We start from the raw sequence: 15320 nt of genomic DNA on the forward strand, positions 1-15320 counted from the left end.
CGAATTATGTGCGCCTCATAAAGGGGTTGAGTAGACGCGCGATATTTTCCATGGTAGCAGTGATATCCGCTTGCCCTTGCTCAAGGGCTTCTTCTTGAGAGCATACTCGACGAAGAATACTAAATATCGCGGTGAAGTTTTCATCATAGAGATCCTCAATCTGATCACCCACACATCCCGCCAGCGCAATGACTGGGATCAGCGGTGAGATGTCTTTCGTTACTTGGGCGACACCATAAGGTGTCTTACCAAATTTTGTTTGAAAATCAATGCGACCTTCTCCGGTAAACACGATGTCGGCACCGATAATTTTTTTAGCTAATTCAGTGTGTTCGATAACAATATCAATACCTTTTTGTAGCCGTGCGTCAGCAAAGGCAACAAGTGCAGCACCAAGGCCTCCCGCGGCACCCCCACCGGCTACTTTCGCAATATCTCTGCCTAAGGTTGCTTTAATTTTTTCGGCGTAGAGGGTAAGATTTTTATCGAGTATATCGACCATCTCAGTCGTTGCGCCTTTTTGTGGTCCAAAGATAGCAGAAGCGCCCTCAGGACCGATTAACGGGTTTGTGACATCACAGGCGACTAAAAACTCGGTCTGCGTAAGGCGTGAATCGATATTACTCATATCGATGTGTGCGATCTTATGCAGAAAGCCCCCACCCAGGGGGACTGATTGCCCATTATTATCGAGAAATTTCACACCTAGAGCACAGGCCATTCCTTGCCCGCCGTCATTAGTTGCACTGCCACCGAGCCCAAGAATAATTTTACTTACCCCGTTATCTAGCGCGTGCGTAATGAGTTCACCTGTTCCAAAGCTGGTGGTAAACAGTGGATTGCGATCTTTCGGTAGGATATGGCAAATACCACTGGCTGAGGCCATTTCAATGACGGCAGTCTTGCCATCACCTAAAATACCCAATTGTGCTTGCACGGGGTGGTGGTGTGGGCCGGTAACGGTTACCTGAATAATTTTTCCCGCAGTGGCATCGACCAGCGATTGCACAGTGCCTTCGCCACCGTCTGCCATCGGTACTTTCACAATATCACAATTGGGAAAGATACGTTTCAACCCTTTTTCCATGCTGTCTGCCACTTCCTTTGCGGTCATACTTTCTTTAAATGAATCAGGGGCTAGGACAAATTTCATTACTTACCTCACCGTGAGTTTTTTCATTTTCCTATAGGCCATCGTATTCTTCAGCCCAAGCAAATCCCTCTTTTCTCTGCAAGGTTTATCACCACGTTATCTATTAACTCTCTACCGATAAGCGGCGTATTCACGCCGCAGGCTGTGATCTCAACCTATCATACTGGAAGAGGGGATCGAGGCTGTGAAATGTTGAAGGTGAGCGCTAACGGAGAATTTAGTAGTGAAAAGCTCTTAGTTAATACAGAACCCCGGCCAATGTAATTAACTTACCTAAAGGCCAGGTATTCTCGTGGCAAAGCAGAATTCAGAAGTACTAGCTGCCGCGCTGGTATGGTGGCTGGGCGTCGTTATCTTGGCGATGTTGGCTTCTGCTATACCGGACAATTAGCGCGATGAACTGAGAGCGTAAATTGCGTTCAGCTAGACCTACTGCAACCACTATGTCATGCGCCAGATCTTCTGGCTGTTTTAGTACATAGGCTCAACATTCCAATGCACGGGGATTTCGGCTACACCCGCTTCAAAAGGCAGTTTAAGAACGGTTAAAATGAGGGTCGCGATTGATTCCGGCTGAGTCATCTTTTCAGGGGATAGATCAGTAATTGATTTCGCCATATCAGTGGCGACGTAACTCGGGCAAATTGCTGTTACCCTGATTCTTTCTTCTGCTCCTGTAAGACGAAGCGCATGGGTCAGACCGGTCAGCGCAAACTTACTCATTGAATAGAGGCCTGATCCGGCGCTGGCGACCCTTTTTCCTGACAAAGAGGACATGATCACAATCTTACCATTACCTGATTTTTTCAGAGCAGGCCAGACGAGTTTTGATAGTCGCCAAGGCGAAGTGACATTAATTTCAACGATTTGCTGATATTCGTCATCAGTTGCATCGATGACCGTTCCCGGCGTCATAATGCCAGCATTAATGATTAATGCGTCAACCCGGCCAAATTTACTGATGGTATCCGAGAACCATTGTTTTTCTGATTCAGGGTCCTGTGCATTGTAATAAAACACACTGACACTCTCGCCCTTTGATAGATCAGAAATTTCTGTCTGGCGGCAGCCGATACTCACATACCAGCCTTCTGCCAGTAATTGCCTTGCGGTGGCTAGGCCAATCCCGCGATTTCCACCACTTATCATGGCGACTTTTGGTACTGAATGCATGATTAATTCCCTCTTGCGGCACGTTCACCTGTCTGACTTCACCAGTTTGCCATTCTGCATAATATGGGTAATGTATTTTTCGCCTTCAACCAGTAGATTGATATCATCGGCTGGATTTCCGTCAACGACCAATATGTCTGCGATAGCACCGGACTTAATACAACCCAGTTTACCTTCCATATTCAGTATTTTAGCCGCAATAGTTGTGGCGCTTTGTAGCGCTTTTAAATTGCCAAGAATTTCGGCACGAATCAAAAACTCATGACTCTGGTATTGGTGCATTTCACCTAATAAGTCGGACCCGAAGCCCATTTCCACACCAGCATCATCAAAATACTTAATCGCTTTACGTCCAGCCTCTCGAACATCTTCAATTTTGGCGACAGACTCTGCTGACAGTCCCCCTTCTTCGCCGAATCTGGCCAGCATTTCATAGGTGACCTGGGTCGGAACAGCAAATACATTATTAGCAGCCATAAGTTCGGCGGTTTGCTGATCGGCCAGATTTCCATGTTCAATCGTTCTTACCCCGCACTCCACCGCACGTCTGATCGCCCTTGGAGTATAGGCATGTGCCATAACATAAGTATTTGCCGCTGTCGCCTCATCTACGATCGCGCGGATTTCCGCTTCGCTATACTGGGTATTTGCAATAGGATCGGTGGGCGATGCCACCCCGCCAGACGCCATGATTTTGATTTGATTGGCACCTTGCTGGATTTCTTCACGAACTGCCAGACGAACGTTATCTACCCCGTCCACCACACGGGCTATCGCTCCGGCACGAAAACAGCAGGAACAAGGTTCAGAAAGCAGTAGGCTTCCCCGGGCTCGCATGTCCCCGTGTCCTCCCGTTTGTGACAAAGCCTTACCGGATGCAAATATACGCGGCCCCTTAATAAGGCCTAGCGCCACAGAACGCGCCAGTGACCAGTCAGCGCCTCCGGCATCGCGTACCGTCGTAAATCCACGCATCAGCATGGCTTTTAAGACTGGAATGGCTCTGTACATGACTATAGCATTAGGCTGTAATGCATTTAATCCAAGGTTTGCTTCTGAAGCCAGTACATGAACATGGCAATCGATAAGTCCTGGGATAACCGTTTTCCCCCGAATATCGATTTCCTGATACCCGTTATCTGTCAGAGAACCTTGTGGCACCACATCGCGAATTTTATCTTTCTCAACATAAATATCATATCCTTCAAGAATTTCTCCTGTCGCAATATTCAGTATGTTTCCGTTTTTAAAAATAATTTTATCAGACATAAGATTCACTTTTTATCGTTATAGAAGTTTCAGATTCCCGGTAAAAATAGGCGCCAATAGCACTGATTAAGGCGGCAATCATAATATAATAGGCGGGTGCAACATTATCTCCGGTAGTCGCTATCAGCCATGTAATAATTAAACCGGAAAACCCCCCGAATAGGGTTACGGCAAAGTTATAAGCAATTGAGATGCCTGAAGACAGAACTTGCGTCGGTAATGTTTCGTTGAAGGCCGCTAAAATAGCACCGATATATCCTGAAATTAAAATACCCATCACCACCTGAAAAATACTCACGGTAAATAATGACGGGTAGATATTAATAAATTTAAACAGTGGGTAAGTTACCAGCAGCGTGATTATCGAGGAATAAAGTAAAAATGGGCGTTTTCCCCATTTATCAGCATAATATCCAACTATGGGTGTAAATATTATTAATGCCAGGCCGCCAATCATGCCGCACATAAAGCCATCTGAACGCGATAAACCCAATAACCGCGTACTGTAAGAAGGTACGTAAAATAAGATTGCATAAGTAAATACGGTCCATAGCGCGACCAACATAAAGCTTATGACTATTTTTGTCTTGTGCTGTGTCAAGGCCTCTCTTACCGGGGCATTGCTTACCCTAACTTTCTTAAAGGTCTCTGGTTCTTCAATACGATGCCTGATATACACTCCAATTGGCCCAATAAGGGTGCCAAGGAAAAAAGGAATCCGCCAGCCCCAGCTTTCTAACTGTGTCTGTGTGAGGGCCTGGGTCAGACATAAGCCAATGAGCGAGCCCAGTAAAACTGCAACACCGACGCTGACCTGTATCCAGCTGGAGTAGAATGCTTTTTTATTTTCGGGGGCATGTTCCGTTAAAAATGCCGCCGCACTCCCCATCTCTCCGCCGGCAGAAAATCCTTGCAGTAATCTGGCAAAGACAATTAGCACCGGAGCCATAAAGCCAATTTTGTCATATGTTGGTGCAACCGCAATCAACAGGGTACCAACCGCCATCAGAATAACAGTCAGTGATAATGCAGATTTTCTGCCATAACGGTCGCTATAGCTTCCGAGAATCATTCCACCCACCGGACGCATAAAAAAACCGACACCAAAGGTGGCGAGTGCCAGTAAATATGACGTCATATCACTGCCACTGGGGAAAAACAGTTTAGCTATCGTGGATGCCATAAAACTATAAATAGTGAAATCGAACCACTCCATGCCATTTCCAATCACCGTAGCGATGACGACTTTTACACCTGATTGTTTACTTTGCATATTATTCCCGTCTATCGTCATTCATTTCTCTTATTTTTTATATAAGAAAAATAAAGCAATAAATATGCCACCCTATTCAACACCCTTTTTATAACGTTCTGACAGAGAGAGTTCCGGTTCTAATAATGTCCGAGGACAGCATACAAATACAAAAGGATGCTGGTGGGTAAAGAATCGTTAGTTGAAGGCATGAATGTTATCGAACAGTGGTAGGTGTAATTTTTTTCTGGACAGGAGTTCTCAGGATGAAAAAGAAGCGTATTTTTATTCTGATGACACGGGTTGGTGTGCTGGATGGCATGGTCAGATGTGACTTGCGGCGTTATGGGGCGGGGTATGAGTCGAGTTCCTTTATTATCACGCCAAATGGATTTAAAACCTGCCGTATGTATTTCCTGCCGCACTACTGATGGGATTGGCGGTATCGGTGACGATGGGGAGTTTCAAAAAGTATTTATGACGTATGGTGCAATCTTCCGGGTGGCGGTCGCTTTTCTCAGGGATATTCTTGGCGGGCATGAAGAACATCAAGAATTTCAATGCACTCTGCCTGTACCCGATAGACCACTACATAATTGGGATGAGCGATAATTTCGCGTGTGCCGGGAACTCTTCCCGGACGAAATATATAGGGATTTGTCGTCGCCGGAAGGGTCGAGTCTTCAATACGGTGAAGTAATGATTTAGCAGCGAAGGGATTCTGTTCTGCAATAAACCCGATTAATGTATAGAGTGAGACTCTGGCATTGTCAGTCCATTTGACGGGTAACATTATGCTTGCTTCTTTTTTGCTTTCGCCTCTTCAATAATTTCCCATGCCCCAGCCATCACTTCATCGTGAGGGATAGTAGGCTCATTACTGCTCATCGCAGCCTGAACTTTAGCCCGGAACCAGCGATCGTAGCTGTCAGCCTGCTCCTGAGTCTCAAACTCGGACACGATTGGGGACAGTTTAGTGGTCATATTTTCGTTCCTTATATTGCTGGTATTTTGACCAGTATAGCGCTTAATATCTTCCAGTCCAAGCCGGGATACTCGGTAAATTAATTAAGGTGGAATGGATAAAAATCGGCTCAGAAAAAGTCTATCAAGCTGAACAGGTAAGCTCAACACCTCTTCAGCAAGAGCACTATGCAGTGTTCTTTTTCCACTTACCGGAGACCCCGATGGGAATTCGTTATGATACCGATGTCGTCGCCTGGGCAAATGAACAAATGGCTATCCTGCGTGCCGGTAAATTGAATCAACTGGACATTGAAAACATTGCCGAGGAGATTGAAGTCGTGGGCAAAAGTGAAAAGCGTGAACTGGCCAGCCGAATAGCAGTTTTACTGGCCTACCTTCTTAAGTGGGAATTTCTACCCAGTTGTTGTGGCTCTAGTTGGTAGCGGACCATCAAATAACAGCGTAAAGCTGTTGGTTTACGGATACGTAAAACGCCTCTGCTGAGCAGGTACTGGATGAGAATTTTTATCCATAGCAATAGACTCTGACAATAGTACCCCTCGCCAACGATTCATATTGGCGTTTTTTTTGATTTCAATACAGCTGTAGTGGTCAAGTAGTTTTGGCCACAGTTTTACAGTAAAAATGCTATCTGTTCTCTGACTCTTGCGGCATAACCCACCGTTATAATGGTGAGGTCTGACGCTATTGTAGTAATTCAATATGTAATCATTAATTTACTGTTGGGCCTCGTCCTTGCCTTCGTAACCATCCTGTTTTCAGACTGTGGAAGAAGCGTTCCATGGGGCTGTTATCCCAACAGTTTCCACGTCGGCTGACGCTTTGACTTATTCTGTAACGCCAGAGGAGTTGTTGATAGTTAAGCCCGGTATACTGGCTTCCTTGATCGCTATGGAATATGACATTACGGGGTTGGTCTCGCATCTCATAGGCCATCCGCAGGGCACTGCTTACTAACGCTGCATCGGCATTTGCTGACTGACAACCGTGTGGCTTGGACTCAGTCTGGCGGCTATCGTGAACCGTTCAGTGAGTCAGACATCAAGAGTGCGATAGCCTTTTTTCATGTTGTATTTTATTCCTCCAAGCATCGAACTTGCTTTTCAAGCTCGCGAATACGTTGCTGCTCTGCAGTCATGGGGGTTGCAGAAGGAGTCATCCCCTGGTGCTCTCACCTGAACTGGTGCACCCAGCTCTCAAGCGTTGTAGAACCGACATCCATTGCTTCAATAGCTTGCCGATATGAGTAGCCCTTATCAACAATCAGCTGTGTACATTCCAGTCTGAACTCAGGAGTGAAAGTACTTTTGGTTTTTTTGTTCATTATGTCACCTGTTTTATGCAGAGGTGAGAATATCACCTTTAATCAGGTGGCCAAATTTACTGTGCCACTACAAGTCATTCTGGTTGGAAATTTAGGCCAGGATCCTGAAGTGCGCTATATGCCCAACAGTAACGCTGTGACCACGCTGTCGATCGCGACTTCAGAGAGCTGGCGCGATAAGCAAACCGGCGAAATGAAAGAGCAGACCGAATGGCACCGTGTTGTGCTGTTCGGCAAACTGGCGGAAGTGGCCAGCGAATATCTGCGTAAAGGCTCACAGGTGTATATTGAAGGCCAGTTACGTACCCGTAAATGGCAGGATCAGCATGGTCAGGATCGTTATTCTACCGAAGTGGTGGTTAACGTGGGTGGTACCATGCAGATGTTGGGGAGTCGTCAGCAGTCGGGTGGCTCCCCTTCCCAACACCAGGGTTCTCAACAGCAGGGGTGGGGGCAACCTCAGCAGCCTGTATCAGGTGGCCAGCCGTCCCAGGTTGGGCCGTCGTCAACCGGAAGCTCTGCTGCCGGCATGCCGATGGATTTTGACGACGACATCCCCTTTATCGGATATGGTTATGGTGTTAATTGGGTAACCATACACGCAATCTGACAGGGAGAGTATTATGCCAACAGTAGTAAGGATCGGCGCCTATCGGTTTTACTTTTACAGCCATGAACCTAATGAACCGGTGCATGTCCATATTGATAAAGGCAATGCAACCGCTAAAATATGGTTACATGATATCAGCATCGCGCGTAGTGTAGGTTTTGCTTCGCACGAACTTCGTGAACTACAACGTCTGGTTAAAGAACATCAGATAACACTCCGGGAGGCCTGGGATGCTTACTTTGCAAAGTGAGAATGATATTCGCGTAATGAATGTCTGCATTGATGATGATCGTCTGACGGTTGATCTCATGGATGGACGCAGTATCTCTGTGCCCGTTGCCTGGTTCCCGCGTCTTGCTGCGGGTACAACTGAGCAGCGACAAAACTGGGAGCTGTGTGGTGCTGGTTATGGTATCCACTGGCCTGAACTGGATGAGGACCTGAGTACCGAAGGGCTGCTTCGTGGTGCTAAAGGTGCAATTCCACGACATTAACCGGTGTAATTTGACAAACAGAACGCTGACCTTACGGTCGGCGTTTTTTTCATCTGTGGAAAATCAGTTGTTAATTGAGTGAATGCGGGGGGATTTCGCACAGTGAGGCCTGTTAATCACTGTAAAGGAAACCGCGGATGAAATTTCAACCCCGTTATAAGACCCTGTCTGTTGTTCTGCCGCTGCTTTTACTGGCCAGCTGCGCCTCTCCAACTGAGAAGCTACAGCAGCGTGAAGCCGCTGTACCCACGCCTTCCGTGAGTGTCACCCGCAATGTTCAGACCGTTGCGCCTGATGAATATGCCAGAACGCCGGAAGTGGTGCGTTATGGTCGCTATCTGCTGGTCAGCACGGATCCAATGGCTGCCCAGCGAGATCCGCTGTCGCAGATTATTGATATACGTATCCCGTCATCCCTGCATCCGACCGTGGCGGATGCCCTGCGCTATGCCCTGAAGCAGTCCGGCTATTCACTTTGCGTCACGGGAACAGCAAACAGCGTGCTGTATCGCCAGCCACTGCCGGCCGTGCAGTATCAGTTAGGGCCCATGCGCTTGCGCACCGCCCTGCAGGTGATGGCTGGCTCGGCCTGGCAACTGGAGGTTGATGATGTTCAGCGCGTGGTCTGCCACAGTCTGCGTGACGGGTATCAGTTACCGGCCAGCCAGTTACCACCGGCATTAACCCCCTCGCAGGTCACTCCCCCGGTTAAGGGAGGGTTTCTGAAAAAATGAGCGAAAAGAAAATCACTGAGTCTGTTCCCGCCGGGGAAAAGAGGCGTCAGTGGTCATGGTGGTCTGCTGCCGGCGTCTGTCTTTGTCTGATGATGGCAGCGGCCAGCTTTGTATTATACGTGCTGGTCAGTGGCGTGACTGACCTGGATACACGTCTTTCACGTCTGGAAGCTCAGGATAATACAGCCACAACCAGCACGATGTTATCCACTCTTCAGTCGCAGGTCTCAACGCTGCAGGCCGGGCTGGGCGATAATCAGCAGCGCGTGGCCGTACTACAGAAAGAGACTGAAGCCCGGACCGGGCCCTCGCAGGAACTGGCCACTCTGCAGGCATCTGCAGCACGGCTGCAACAGGAGATGGAGACCCGGCTGAGTGCGCTTGCTGACCAGCTGAATGCCCTGAAAGCGGTACCGGCTACTGCGACTCCGGTTCCAGAAAAAACACCGACAGAAGTCAAAAAACCGTTACCGGTTAAATCCCGTTCGACGTCTGTTGTTGCACGTCATGCTCCGTTTGCGCTGACCGGCGTGGAAAGAAGAGGCGCGGAGTCCTGGGCGGCGGTGGCCCCCCGCGGTTATCACAGCCTGTCGCAGATAACGCTTATCGGGGAAGGGGAAACGGTCTCTGGCTGGACGCTGGTTCGTGCCGGTTACAGCGAAGCGACTTTCCGTGTCAACGGGCGCCTGACCGTCCTTAAGGTGGAGTAAGCCATCATGCAATTGAAACTGACTTTTCTGGCGCTGGTCATGCTGAGTTCGCAGGCTCTGGCGGGCACAGATATCTCCGTCGTTGAAAACTCGCAAACCACACAGAGCCAGACACAGTCCCTGCAGCAGAAAGCTGGCGAATGGGGGCTAAGCCCGGAGGATTACCAGCGGTATCAGCAACTGATGAATGGCCCCAGGGGGATTCAGTCCCCGGGGCTGGACCCACTCTCGGCGCTGGGGATTGAGGCCCGCACGCCGGCAGAGCGCCGTCAGTACGCGGAAAAATGGGTTAAAGAGGAGTTTGCCCGTACGCAAAAAGAACTGGATTTCCAGCGGGAAATCAATACGGCATGGCAACGGCTTTATCCGGACAGGCTGCTGGTGAATTTGAGGAATGCTGCCGGTGTTGCCCGGGATACCGGGGAGCGTCTGGCGTTGTTCGTTAAGTCGAAGAATTGTCCAACCTGCGATGCGCGGCTGTCTGCGGTGCTCAGTGACAATCGTCCGGTTGATATTTACCTGGTCGACAGCGAGGGGAGTGACGATAAATTACGCCAGTGGGCCCGTGCTCACCGTATCCCGGCGGAAAAAGTACGTTCCCGCCAGATTACGCTGAACCATGACGGTGGCCGCTGGCTGCGCTTTGGCGACGGAATGATGCCGGTGTTGCTGCAACAGGGAGAAAAAGGATGGCATATCGCCGCATTCTGATCGCCCTGATACTGGCTGTAAGTGGCAGTGCAACGGTAGCAGGTGAGACTGTACCGGAAGGGTATATCCGGGTGGCCGTTGCGCATGAGGTACCGCCGGAAGCGCTCTATTCTGTCTCGCTAACGGAAACCGCTATGGCGCCACGATCAATTGCCGCGGTGGTCAGGCAGAAGACAAACCTACCTGCGGTGAGTCGTCCCTGGCCGTGGACGATTAACGTGGCGGGTAAGGGATACCGCTACGCCAGCCGTCTGGAGGCCTGGCGGGCGCTGCAGGTGTTTATATCACGTTATTCCCTGAAACGTATTGATGTCGGTCTGGCTCAGGTAAACCTGGGCTGGAACGGGCATCACTTTGTGTCGACCTGGGCGGCGTTTGACCCGTACACCAACCTCAATGCCGCAGCCAGCATTCTGCGCGAGTGCTGGCTGCGTAAGCCGGGTAGCTGGCTGGATGCGGCCGGTTGTTATCACCATCCGGCGGGTGGGCAAGCTGCAGCACGATACAAAACTATCGTGGAACGTCATCTTGTCCGTCTCAGCGGCACGACCCGCCAGCCCCTTTTGTTGCAGCCTTCTTTATTACAGCAGACAGGGGCAGCCATTGCCCCTGAATCTGGTTTTATCTGGACTGAGCCCAGGAGTGAACCCTGATGAAAAAACGGTTTTTAATAATGTGTCTTTTTCTGCCCCTGACGTGCCATGCCGAACTGAACGTCCTCGCTGACCTCGGCGGGGAGGATGCCACGCCTTATTTTGATGGCATTAATAAACAACCCGGCCTGCCGGAGGCGTCACCGGCAACCCCGCCAGTTTCTGCGATGGTAGCGATGTTTCCTATCAGCACGCCGGAGATGACGCCAGGGACGGTGGAAAATCGTCCGCTGCAATTGCCGGGCATTGGTGTGCTTTTCCTTATCGGTGATGACGAACAGTCACGCTACTGGCTGGCGGAGAATGCGCAGGCGCTAATTGCCCGACATGCGGCAGGCATGATTGTCAGTGTTGACAGTGCGTCGGCTGTTGAATCATTGCGGGATCTAGCTCCCGGTGTTCCGATGGCGCCGGCATCCGGCTCTGAGCTGGCCCGCCGTTTACAGTTACGGCATTACCCGGTGCTTATCACCGATACCGGATTGTCCCGACAGGTGTGGCCGTGATGAGCTCACTGCAACTGAGTGCTGCGCTGTTGGTCAACCCGTTGCCGGCCCTGCTTCTGGCGGCGCTGTTTATCATGGTGATGCTGCGTCTGAGCTTTCGCCAGCGGGAGAAAGCCAGCGTTCGTCGCCACCGTCGCTATCAGGCTGCGGCGGCACGGGTACTGGAAAAACTGGGCACTCTGCCGGGGGACGGCCAGCGTATGCGCTACCTGCGCAAAATTAACCCTTATGTATTTGAGGAATTGCTGTTGCTGGCGCTGAAACGACAGGGGCTGACGGTCGTTCGTAATGCGTCTTACAGCGGTGATGGCGGCACTGACGGACAGGTCATTATTGATGACGAATGCTGGTTGATCCAGGCCAAACGCTACAGTCGGGCGATTACACCTGCCCATATTCGTGACTTTGACCAGCTTCTTGAACAGCGCACCTGTTGCGGTTTTTTCATTCACACCGGGCGGACCGGACACATGAGTCGGGCGGTCTGCTCCACCTCTCCGCGTCTTTTTATCATCAGCGGTCAGCGCTTGATGGATCTGCTTGCCGGCCGACATAGCTGGCTGTCAGGTTGTTCATATTTTCAGAGGAAATCTGTATGACATTTTCTTTACTGAGGACCTGCCGCCTTATCCACGGGGAGGAAGATAATGAGTAACCGCTATGTGATTGAAGCCCTGTTGCGTCCGGCGGTTGAGCTGAATACTGCTGTCGTGGCCGGTATGGCGGCATATGTTTGTGTAAAGGCTCCCTGGGCTGTGGCGCTGGCACCTTCAGTCAGTTATGTGACCGCGTCTGGCTTCGCGGTGTTATCCGTTGTGCGTGCCCGGCAGGGGATGAAGATCCTTCGTTATCGCCGCAATCTGACCCGGCTCCCCCGCTACGTCATGAGCGCCGGACAGATACCGGTCAGCCATCAGCGCCTATTTCTCGGGCGCGGGTTTCGCTGGACGCAAAAACACACCCAGCGACTGCAGGATACGCTACGTCCGGAAGTGGCGAAGTACCTGCAGCCAGGCTGGCTGTATCAGACCGCTCGCTGGCTGGAAATGAGGACGGAGCACTCAGCTCCGGGGCTGGGGAAACTGCTGCGTACGGATTCGCCCCTGAACCCGGTTCGCCCATTGCCGCAGGTGGGTGGTAATCCGGTGCTGCATGGCATTGAGCCGAATGAGCAGGATGTCTGGCTGACGCTGCTGGAGCGTGTGGGGCACACCATCGTCTATGGCACCACCCGCGTGGGAAAAACACGCCTGGCAGAGCTGCTGGTTACCCAGGATATTCGTCGCGGTGAAGTTACCATTGTTTTTGACCCGAAGGGCGATGCCGATCTGATGAAGCGCGTCTGGGCTGAAACATACCGTGCCGACCGGGGCGACGCGCTGTATATTTTCCACCTGGGCTGGCCCGAAATCTCCGCCCGCTATAACGCAGTAGGACGTTTTGGTCGTGTTTCCGAAGTGACGTCCCGCGTGGCGGGGCAGTTGTCCGGCGAAGGGAACAGTGCGGCGTTTCGCGAGTTTGCCTGGCGGTTCGTCAACATCATCGCCCGGGCTCTGGTGGCACTGGGGGAGCGTCCGGATTACACGCTGATTATGCGCTATGTGAATAATATTGCCGATCTGTATATTCGTTACGCTGAGAAGGTTATCCGTGAGCAGCTTCCCTCGTTACAGGCACAAATTCAGAATAACGAGCAGGTTCTGGGGGATGATGATGTTCCACGGAATATGCAGGGGCAGCCGGATGCGGTACGTATCTGGTCCATTGAGGTGGCACTCAGTTCAGAAGAAGGAAAGCAGCTTTATGATCCCATTCTGGATGGTCTGCGTAGCGCAGTACGCTATGACCGTACCTATTTTGATAAAATTGTGGCTTCCCTGCTGCCTTTGCTGGAGAAATTGACAACCGGGAAAATAGCGGAGTTGCTGGCACCGGACTATCTGGATATGAGCGATTCACGACCGATTTTTGACTGGGAGCAGATAATCCGCAAAAAGGCCGTGGTGTATATCGGCCTCGATGCGCTCAGCGACAGTGAAGTGGCCAGCGCCGTGGGAAACTCCATGTTTGCCGATCTGGTGAGCGTGGCGGGTCACATCTACAAGCACGGTATTCATGCCGGGCTACCGGGAGAGGGGGAGAGCAAGGTCCCGATTAACCTGCACTGTGATGAGTTCAATGAGCTGATGGGTGATGAATTTATCCCGCTTATTAACAAAGGGGGTGGCGCTGGCATGCAGGTGACGGCCTACACTCAGACCTCATCGGATATTGAGGCCCGGATCGGCAATACGGCCAAAACGGCTCAGGTCCAGGGCAACTTCAACAATCTGATTATGTTACGTGTCAGGGAGAACCGTACCGCCGAACTCCTGACCACGCAGCTGCCGCAGGTGGAGATTTACACCAAGACGCTGGTCTCTGGTCATCAGGACACCGATATCAGTGCAGGCCAGGATTTTACCTCCAGTACGCAGGATCGTGTTGGGACGGTTAAGGTGCCGTTGTTGGAGCCGGCTGATGTGGTAACACTACCGAAAGGGCAGGCATTCGCCCTGCTGGAAGGCGGGCAATTGTGGAAAATCCGCATGCCGCTGCCTGCCGGTGATGTGGATGATAAACTGATGCCGCAGAGTATTGCGAAAATTGCCGAAGAAATGCGCCGCAATTATCACAGTGGTGAAGCGTGGTGGAATGATGCACCGACCATGCCAGCAGGAGGTGAACGTGGCTGAACCTCAGCGTAATAGTCCTCCTCCGTCCCGGCCGGAGAAGCCACATGGTTTGCTTTATAATGTGTTCTGGGGCTGGCCCTGGGCACTGATCGGCATGCTGCTGGGTTCGCTGATGCTGAGCCTGCTGATTGAGTACACCGGCATAGCATTTTTCTGGCCGGAAGCGGGGGCAGCGCACAGTGAGGCGGTGATGAATACCGAACTGGGCTGGCTGTCGACAGAATTCACCCGTAGCCTGTTGCTGTCTGAGCCTTCTGTGACTGTTGTTAAATGGGTAACAGCAGCGTATCAGTGGCTGTTTGTTGACAGTGGTTTTACTGGCTGGATAAAGCAGCAGAATGTGTTGCAGACTGGCAGCGATAACGAGCTGACCCGTAATCTGAACAACTGGAGTGGGTGGCTTGCGGGCTATCTGCATGAATATCTGATGGCGACCGTATGGATATGCGTGATTACCCTGGTACGGGTAACCATACTGGTTCTGTCAGTCCCGCTGTTTCTGATGGTGGTGCTGGTTTCGCTGGTCGAAGGGCTGGGGCGCAGGGATCTTCGGCGCTATGGGGCGGGTTATGAAAGTTCGTTTGTTTATCACCATGCTAAAAAGATGGTGAAACCAGCGATCGTAGTACCCATGATGCTGTATCTTTCCTGGCCGACGGCAGTATACCCCAACCTACTGCTGTTGCCTGCTGCCATATTGCTGGGTGTTGCTATCACGGTCACCACGGCTTCATTCAAGAAATATCTTTAGTTATCAGGGCTGGACGAAGACGCACAAAACTTGCTTTTGTGCGTCTTCGTCAGCAGACAAGCCGATGAACGGTCATTTACAGGCGCGTCAGACTTATTTTGCTGTCGTTCTTGCTAGCATCGGATACTATCGACGTTTCCTTTGCCTTGGGCGTTGTTACACCACAGCGCTAAACTTAATCTGACAGGCTGTTCTGTGCCAAAAGCGTATGTTGCTAACATCAGTCTGTTTTAATCAACGGGGAGCAGGTCGATGATG

At 50.9% G+C, this 15320-nt stretch carries 18 protein-coding genes and 2 pseudogenes; 13 read left to right on the plus strand and 7 right to left on the minus strand.

Going from position 1 to position 15320, the window contains the following annotated elements; all coding sequences use genetic code 11:
- Positions 1–4 precede the first annotated feature (4 nt).
- From HGT73_RS01045 to HGT73_RS01060, 4 genes are all read right to left on the minus strand, one after another.
- Entirely contained in the window at positions 5–1153 is a 1149-nt protein-coding gene (locus HGT73_RS01045; RefSeq protein ID WP_214211812.1) for a glycerate kinase family protein, read from the minus strand.
- A 471-nt stretch (positions 1154–1624) separates the two neighbouring features.
- Positions 1625–2326: an SDR family NAD(P)-dependent oxidoreductase gene (locus HGT73_RS01050; protein WP_244968388.1), complete on the minus strand. Its 702-nt coding sequence runs from the start codon at positions 2324–2326 to the stop codon at positions 1625–1627.
- Positions 2327–2350: 24 nt separating this feature from the next.
- On the minus strand, positions 2351–3595 hold the full coding sequence (locus HGT73_RS01055; RefSeq protein WP_214211814.1) for a metal-dependent hydrolase family protein: 1245 nt from the start codon (positions 3593–3595) through the stop codon (positions 2351–2353).
- Positions 3588–4868, minus strand: coding sequence for an MFS transporter (locus HGT73_RS01060; RefSeq protein WP_214211815.1), 1281 nt, complete (start codon positions 4866–4868; stop codon positions 3588–3590). The genes HGT73_RS01055 and HGT73_RS01060 overlap by 8 nt, the downstream gene beginning before the upstream one ends.
- A gap of 245 nt (positions 4869–5113) precedes the next feature.
- Between HGT73_RS01060 and HGT73_RS01065 the strand changes: the two genes are divergently transcribed.
- On the plus strand, positions 5114–5278 hold the full coding sequence (locus HGT73_RS01065; protein ID WP_241607350.1) for a DUF4400 domain-containing protein: 165 nt from the start codon (positions 5114–5116) through the stop codon (positions 5276–5278).
- A gap of 86 nt (positions 5279–5364) precedes the next feature.
- On the opposite strand, the gene HGT73_RS01070 is transcribed toward HGT73_RS01065, so the two are convergent.
- On the minus strand, positions 5365–5640 hold the full coding sequence (locus HGT73_RS01070; RefSeq protein ID WP_214211816.1) for a type II toxin-antitoxin system RelE/ParE family toxin: 276 nt from the start codon (positions 5638–5640) through the stop codon (positions 5365–5367).
- The gene (gene relB, locus HGT73_RS01075; RefSeq protein WP_214211817.1) at positions 5640–5831 is read right to left on the minus strand and encodes a type II toxin-antitoxin system RelB family antitoxin; all 192 of its coding nucleotides are present in this window, start codon (positions 5829–5831) and stop codon (positions 5640–5642) included. The genes HGT73_RS01070 and relB overlap by 1 nt, the downstream gene beginning before the upstream one ends.
- 203 nt (positions 5832–6034) lie before the next feature.
- Here relB and HGT73_RS01080 point away from each other — a divergent pair.
- Positions 6035–6268, plus strand: a pseudogene (locus tag HGT73_RS01080) (DUF29 domain-containing protein); the annotation flags it as partial.
- Positions 6269–6461: 193 nt separating this feature from the next.
- Here HGT73_RS01080 and HGT73_RS01085 read toward each other — a convergent pair.
- A pseudogene (locus tag HGT73_RS01085) lies at positions 6462–7194 on the minus strand (DDE-type integrase/transposase/recombinase).
- On the opposite strand from HGT73_RS01085, the gene HGT73_RS01090 reads away from it, so the two are divergent.
- The 11 genes from HGT73_RS01090 to HGT73_RS01140 all read left to right on the plus strand — a co-directional run bounded on the left by HGT73_RS01090 (position 7160) and on the right by HGT73_RS01140 (position 15062).
- On the plus strand, positions 7160–7768 hold the full coding sequence (locus HGT73_RS01090; RefSeq protein WP_244968389.1) for a single-stranded DNA-binding protein: 609 nt from the start codon (positions 7160–7162) through the stop codon (positions 7766–7768). The pseudogene HGT73_RS01085 and the gene HGT73_RS01090 overlap by 35 nt on opposite strands.
- Before the next feature lie 13 nt (positions 7769–7781).
- Positions 7782–8018 carry a DUF4160 domain-containing protein gene (locus HGT73_RS01095; protein ID WP_214211819.1) on the plus strand — a complete coding sequence of 79 codons (237 nt, stop codon included), beginning with the start codon at positions 7782–7784 and terminating at the stop codon, positions 8016–8018.
- Complete coding sequence (locus HGT73_RS01100; RefSeq protein WP_032191376.1) at positions 7999–8262, plus strand: DUF2442 domain-containing protein; 264 nt, start codon at positions 7999–8001, stop codon at positions 8260–8262. The genes HGT73_RS01095 and HGT73_RS01100 overlap by 20 nt, the downstream gene beginning before the upstream one ends.
- 137 nt (positions 8263–8399) lie before the next feature.
- Complete coding sequence (pilL2, locus tag HGT73_RS01105; RefSeq protein WP_214211820.1) at positions 8400–8996, plus strand: PFGI-1 class ICE element type IV pilus protein PilL2; 597 nt, start codon at positions 8400–8402, stop codon at positions 8994–8996.
- A 359-nt stretch (positions 8997–9355) separates the two neighbouring features.
- On the plus strand, positions 9356–9706 hold the full coding sequence (locus tag HGT73_RS14720) for a hypothetical protein (RefSeq protein WP_244968390.1): 351 nt from the start codon (positions 9356–9358) through the stop codon (positions 9704–9706).
- 6 nt (positions 9707–9712) lie between these two features.
- A complete protein-coding gene (locus HGT73_RS01115; RefSeq protein WP_214211822.1) occupies positions 9713–10417 on the plus strand; it encodes a TIGR03759 family integrating conjugative element protein in 705 nt (234 codons plus the stop codon).
- Positions 10396–11070, plus strand: coding sequence for a transglycosylase SLT domain-containing protein (locus tag HGT73_RS01120; RefSeq protein ID WP_214211823.1), 675 nt, complete (start codon positions 10396–10398; stop codon positions 11068–11070). Before HGT73_RS01115 ends, HGT73_RS01120 begins: the two co-directional genes overlap by 22 nt.
- A complete protein-coding gene (locus HGT73_RS01125) occupies positions 11070–11576 on the plus strand; it encodes an integrating conjugative element protein (RefSeq protein ID WP_214211824.1) in 507 nt (168 codons plus the stop codon). Before HGT73_RS01120 ends, HGT73_RS01125 begins: the two co-directional genes overlap by 1 nt.
- A complete protein-coding gene (locus HGT73_RS01130; protein ID WP_214211825.1) occupies positions 11576–12175 on the plus strand; it encodes a restriction endonuclease in 600 nt (199 codons plus the stop codon). The genes HGT73_RS01125 and HGT73_RS01130 overlap by 1 nt, the downstream gene beginning before the upstream one ends.
- Before the next feature lie 48 nt (positions 12176–12223).
- Positions 12224–14311 (plus strand): type IV conjugative transfer system coupling protein TraD, encoded by a 2088-nt coding sequence (gene traD / locus HGT73_RS01135; protein ID WP_214211826.1) that lies wholly within the window; start codon positions 12224–12226, stop codon positions 14309–14311.
- On the plus strand, positions 14304–15062 hold the full coding sequence (locus tag HGT73_RS01140) for a TIGR03747 family integrating conjugative element membrane protein (protein ID WP_214211827.1): 759 nt from the start codon (positions 14304–14306) through the stop codon (positions 15060–15062). The genes traD and HGT73_RS01140 overlap by 8 nt, the downstream gene beginning before the upstream one ends.
- Positions 15063–15320 lie beyond the last annotated feature (258 nt).

This window comes from Rosenbergiella australiborealis (genome assembly GCF_018494035.1).
GTDB lineage: Bacteria > Pseudomonadota > Gammaproteobacteria > Enterobacterales > Enterobacteriaceae > Rosenbergiella > Rosenbergiella australiborealis.

Coding starts and splice junctions, on each gene's coding strand:
- HGT73_RS01095 (WP_214211819.1), top strand. CDS start 7,782: ATGCCAACAGTAGTAAGGATCGGCGCCTATCGGTTTTACTTTTACAGC.
- relB (WP_214211817.1), bottom strand. CDS start 5,831: ATGACCACTAAACTGTCCCCAATCGTGTCCGAGTTTGAGACTCAGGAG.
- HGT73_RS01050 (WP_244968388.1), bottom strand. CDS start 2,326: ATGCATTCAGTACCAAAAGTCGCCATGATAAGTGGTGGAAATCGCGGG.
- HGT73_RS01065 (WP_241607350.1), top strand. CDS start 5,114: ATGAAAAAGAAGCGTATTTTTATTCTGATGACACGGGTTGGTGTGCTG.
- HGT73_RS01055 (WP_214211814.1), bottom strand. CDS start 3,595: ATGTCTGATAAAATTATTTTTAAAAACGGAAACATACTGAATATTGCG.
- HGT73_RS01090 (WP_244968389.1), top strand. CDS start 7,160: ATGTCACCTGTTTTATGCAGAGGTGAGAATATCACCTTTAATCAGGTG.
- HGT73_RS01100 (WP_032191376.1), top strand. CDS start 7,999: ATGCTTACTTTGCAAAGTGAGAATGATATTCGCGTAATGAATGTCTGC.
- HGT73_RS01130 (WP_214211825.1), top strand. CDS start 11,576: ATGAGCTCACTGCAACTGAGTGCTGCGCTGTTGGTCAACCCGTTGCCG.
- HGT73_RS01045 (WP_214211812.1), bottom strand. CDS start 1,153: ATGAAATTTGTCCTAGCCCCTGATTCATTTAAAGAAAGTATGACCGCA.
- HGT73_RS14720 (WP_244968390.1), top strand. CDS start 9,356: ATGGAGACCCGGCTGAGTGCGCTTGCTGACCAGCTGAATGCCCTGAAA.
- HGT73_RS01115 (WP_214211822.1), top strand. CDS start 9,713: ATGCAATTGAAACTGACTTTTCTGGCGCTGGTCATGCTGAGTTCGCAG.
- traD (WP_214211826.1), top strand. CDS start 12,224: ATGAGTAACCGCTATGTGATTGAAGCCCTGTTGCGTCCGGCGGTTGAG.
- HGT73_RS01125 (WP_214211824.1), top strand. CDS start 11,070: ATGAAAAAACGGTTTTTAATAATGTGTCTTTTTCTGCCCCTGACGTGC.
- HGT73_RS01070 (WP_214211816.1), bottom strand. CDS start 5,640: ATGTTACCCGTCAAATGGACTGACAATGCCAGAGTCTCACTCTATACA.
- HGT73_RS01060 (WP_214211815.1), bottom strand. CDS start 4,868: ATGCAAAGTAAACAATCAGGTGTAAAAGTCGTCATCGCTACGGTGATT.
- HGT73_RS01120 (WP_214211823.1), top strand. CDS start 10,396: ATGGCATATCGCCGCATTCTGATCGCCCTGATACTGGCTGTAAGTGGC.
- pilL2 (WP_214211820.1), top strand. CDS start 8,400: ATGAAATTTCAACCCCGTTATAAGACCCTGTCTGTTGTTCTGCCGCTG.